The organism is Corallococcus llansteffanensis, assembly GCF_003612055.1.
Taxonomy (GTDB): Bacteria; Myxococcota; Myxococcia; order Myxococcales; family Myxococcaceae; genus Corallococcus; species Corallococcus llansteffanensis.
Window position 1 is genome coordinate 1 of record NZ_RAWB01000713.1, and the last position, 4,496, is coordinate 4,496.

Genomic DNA, 4,496 nt, shown 5'->3' on the forward strand with positions numbered 1-4,496 from the left:
CGGAGAGGGTCATGGGAGGGTTCCTTCTTCGGAGTGCGTGTGGGGCCAGTCGCGGCCGTGTGCGCTGTTCCAAAGCAGGAGGCGTACCAACCCCTTTCGCTCGCTTCCCCAAGGGGCCCTCAGAGGGGAGCCCCCCGGGCCCGGGTCCCCCGGTGGGTGACTGGAGTCACCCGACCCCGTTCGGGTGGGTGACTGCTGTCACCCGGCGTCGTCGTCCGCCGCGGGCTTGCCGTCACTGAGCTCCAGGCCGTGCTTGCGCATCAGCTTGCGCAGGTAGACCCGGTCGATGCCGGCCTCTCTCGCGGCGCGGTTGAAGCGGCCCTCGCAGCGCTTGAGCAGGCTCATGAGGTAGTCGCGCTCGAAGCCCTCGACGAGCTGCTCCTTGGCTTCCTTGAACGGCCGGGCGAGGTCCAGCTCCCCGCCCGCGCGGGACGCGGCCCGGTGGGGGACTCCCGGGTCGATGTCCGGCAGGGACTCCTCGCCCAGGTTCACCACCCGGTCCACCACGTTGCGCAATTCGCGCACGTTGCCGGGCCACGGGTACTGCAGGAGCAGCGCTCGCGTCTGGTCCGACAGAGCGCTGGGGGGCTTGCCCAGGCGCTCCAGCACGGTGTCGATGAGCAGCGGGATGTCCTCCGGGCGCTCGCGCAGCGGCGGCAGCACCACGCGCAGCACGGCGAGCCGGTGGAAGAGGTCCCGGCGGAACTTCTCCGCCTTCACCGCCGCCTCCAGGTCCACGTGCGTGGCGGCCACCACCCGCAGGTCCAGCGTTCGGTAGTCATTGCCGCCCACGCGCTTCACCTCGCGGCGCTCCAGCACCCGCAGCAGGCGCGGCTGCAGCTCCAGGGGCAGCTCGCCCACTTCGTCGAGGAAGACGGTGCCGCCCTGGGCGCGCTCGAAGGCGCCGGCCCTGTCGCCGTGCGCTCCGGTGAAGGCGCCCTTCACGTGGCCGAACAGCTCCGACTCGATGAGCGAGGGCGCGATGCCCGCCAGGTCCACCACCACGAAGGGCTTCTTCGCTCGCGGGCCCTCGCGGTGCAGCCCCTCCGCGCACAGCTCCTTGCCGGTGCCCGTCTCGCCCTGGATGAGCACGTCGGAATCACTGGGCGCCATGCGCTCCAGGAAGGTGAAGACCTCGCGCATCTTGCGGCTGGTGCCCACCAGCGCCCCGAAGTGGTCGCGCGAGGACAGCAGGCGCGAGCGCTCGCGGGTGTCCTCCGGCATCACCTTGAGCTGGGTGGCGCCCAGGGTGAGGACGACGCCGGGCTGCACCTCCAACTCGGAGAAGCGCAGACCCTGACAGAACGAGCCGTTGTACGAGCCCAGGTCCGTGGCGACGACGCGGTCCTCCGCCACGTCCAGGCGCAGGTGGTGACGGGACACGGCGCTGTCGTCGAGCACGATGTCGCAGTCCGGGCTCTTGCCCAGCCGGTACGTGCCCACCGGGAGCGGGTGGCCCTTGCCGGCCTCCGGACCGGACAGCACCCACAGCTTCAGCCGGACCTTGCCCGCGGGCTTCGCCGGAAGCGTCGTGGTCCGGTCGAGCCGCTGTTGCTTCGGGTCGTTCCGCTCGTCGTCCTGTCGCGCCACGGGCGGCACGCTACCACGCGCGCCGGGGCCCACCGACGGGCCGGCGGCCGTCGCGACGGTGGGGCTCCGCATGGGGCGGTGCGCTCGCCGGGTGGGCCTCCAGCCAGCGCGCCACCTCGGCGGCGCGGGGCTCGCGCGTCGCGCGCACGTAGCGCACGCGGGCCGCTTCGGCCTCCTGTCGCGCGGGGCCCGGCTCCCCGGCGTCCCACAAGGCCTTCGCGAGCGCGAAGCCCGAATCCGCGAGCGTCTCGTCCGGAAGGGACGCGTAGCCCACGGCCAGACGCAGCGGTGCGATGGCGTCCTTCGCGCGGCCCAGGCCCAGGAGCGCCTGGCCCACGCCGTCATGGGAGTACTGGAGCGTCTCCTCGCCGGGCGCCACCTGCTGCTTCAGCGCCAGGGCCTCCTCGTAGACGCGCAGCGCCTCGTCGTAGCGGCCCAGCTCCAGCAGGCACATGCCCACCTCGTCCAGCCCCTCCGCCACGGGCAGCGTGCGCGCGCCCAGCAGCGTCTTGCGGATCTCCACCGCCGCGCGGGCATGCGTCAGCGCCTGGGCCGCGTCCCCCGTCTCGCGCAGCGCCCAGGAGAGCGCGTCGTGCCTACGCGCCGTGTCCGGGTGCAGCGGGCCCACCGCGGCCTCTGTCTGCGCGAGCGCGCGCGTCAGCAGCATCACGCCCCGCGCCTTGTCGCCCATCCGCGTCGCCAGTCCTCCCTGGAGGAAGGTGATGCGCGCGCGCAGCGGATGCCCCGACTGCAGCACCGACTCCGCGCGCGCCTGCGCCTCGTCGAACAACCCCCGCGCCCGGGCGAGGTCGCCCTTCGCCGACGCGAGGTTGCCCTGGTTGATGCGCACCTCCGCCTCCAGCGCCGCGTCTCCTCCCATCCGCCGCAGCGTCGCGTCCGCGAGGCCGCTCCAGACGTCCGCCTGCTCGAAGTGCTTCTGGCCCTCCTCCACGTAGAGGAGCCGGTTGAGGATGAGCACCTTCAGCCGGTCCGCGCGCCCGGCCTCAGCGTCGAAGGCGGCCTGGCGCAGCGACACGGCGGCCTCCGCGGAAGCGCCCAGCTGCTCGCGCATCCAGCCCTGCTGCAGGTGGAGCCGCGCCATCAGCGGGGCATACCCCGTCGCCTGCACGCCCTGGACGAGGGGCGCGAGCTTCTCCTGCGCCTGGGCGAGGCGTCCGCCATCCACCAGCACCTTCACCTCGGAGAGCCGCGCCTCCAGCCGCTCCACCTCGGCGCGCTTCGCCAGGTCCTCCGGCAGCCGTTGCTGTTCGCCGAGCGCCGCCACGTCCGCGCACTCGCCCAGCGCGGGCAGCGCGTTCACCGGCGTGAGCGCCTTCTCCAGGAGCGGCCGATCCGCCGTGGCCAGGAGCTCCACCACCGCGCGCGCGTCGTTGCGCCGCCGCTCCAGGCACACCACGCGCTCCACGCGCAGGGCCTCGGGCTGCGTGCCGCTCACGCGCGTGGCCTCGCAGGCTTCGGTGTGCTGCCGGCTCCAGGCGCTCGCGTACGCATCCAGGGCCTTCGCCACGCGCTCCGTCATGCCCGCGGCGAGCGGACTGCCGGTGGCGAGGAAGGCCTGCTCCACCCGTTGATGCTGCGAGGGGCCCCACACCTCCGCCATCAGCGCGTCCGAGCCCGCGCACACCTGGGAGCGCTGGTAGAGCGCACCGCCTCCCAGCGCGAGCCCCATGAGCCCCACGCCCGCGGCGGCGAGGGCCCGCCGCTTCCGGGCGCGCCGCTGCTCCTGGCCCAGCGCGTCCAGCAGGGCGGAGAGCGTGGGGTAGCGGTCCTGGGGGCGCAGCGACAGGCCCCGCATCACCGCCTGTCGCACCCACGCGGGGCCGCGGGCCTCGCGCGGGGGCTCCAGGATGGAGGGCGCCTGGGGCCCGCTCAGGTCGGAGGGGCTTCGCAGCGCCTGCATGCGCTCCGTGTCGAAGGGGCGCTGGCCGTAGAGCGCGTAGTAGAGCGCCGCGCAGAAACTGAACTGATCCGTGCTCGCATCCGGCACGGCGCCCATGACCTGCTCGGGCGACATGTAGTGCGGCGTGCCCATCACCGCGCCCGTGGCGGTGATGGGCGCATCCAGCATGCGGCGCTCTCCCAGCAGCTCGCCCGGCCCCGGCCCCGCCGTGGTGTCCTCTTCGCCTGGCGTGGTGCCCACCTGGCGCGCGAGCCCGAAGTCCGTGACACAGACGCGGCCCCGGCCATCCACCAGCACGTTGGCCGGCTTGAAGTCGCGGTGCACCAGCCCCACCGCGTGCGCGGCCACCAGCCCCCGGCCCGCGGCGAGATACACGTCCAGCACCTCGTGCCAGGAGCGCGGGGCTTGCTTGAGCCACTGGCCAAGCGTGCCCCCGTCGATGAGCTCCATCGCCAGGAACACCTGCGCGCCCCACACGCCCACGTCGAACACCGGGATGACGTGCGGATGGGAGATGCGCGCCATCGCCTGCGCCTCGCGCAGGAGCCGCGCCCGCCCCACCTCCGAGTCCGCGTGCCCGTCCGGACGCAGCAGCTTCAGCGCCACCTTGCGGTCCAGGTCCGGATCATAGGCCGCGTACACCACGCCCATTCCGCCCGCGCCCAGCGGCCGCAACAACAGGTAGCGGCCCACCTGCACGGAGGGCGGCGGCCCCGGACGCGGGAGCCTGTCCGAGCCGTCCGTCCCCGGCGCGCCCTCGCCCTGCGCCCGTGGCAGGGGGCGCGTCGCCTCCTCGTCCGGACCGCGCGCGCGGAGTGTCGCGTCAGGCTCCTCTCCCGTGCGGGCTTTCATGGCGTGCTCAATCCTATCGGCCCTCTTGTTCTCGCCGCCATGACCCTGCTTTCCCTTCTTTCTTGGAAGGCGCAGCAACTTCCTGGCCGCGATCTTGGATAATGCGATGCCTCCGTGTCTCCCTCAGCAGGAA

At 73.4% G+C, this 4,496-nt stretch carries 2 protein-coding genes; both read right to left on the minus strand.

The genetic code is table 11. The features are described 5' to 3' along the window. Nucleotides 1-198 precede the first annotated feature (198 nt). Complete coding sequence (locus D7V93_RS38765) at nucleotides 199-1,662, minus strand: sigma 54-interacting transcriptional regulator (protein ID WP_120648096.1); 1,464 nt, start codon at nucleotides 1,660-1,662, stop codon at nucleotides 199-201. Beyond that, nucleotides 1,601-4,363: a serine/threonine-protein kinase gene (locus D7V93_RS38770; protein WP_120648097.1), complete on the minus strand. Its 2,763-nt coding sequence runs from the start codon at nucleotides 4,361-4,363 to the stop codon at nucleotides 1,601-1,603. The genes D7V93_RS38765 and D7V93_RS38770 overlap by 62 nt, the downstream gene beginning before the upstream one ends. Nucleotides 4,364-4,496 lie beyond the last annotated feature (133 nt).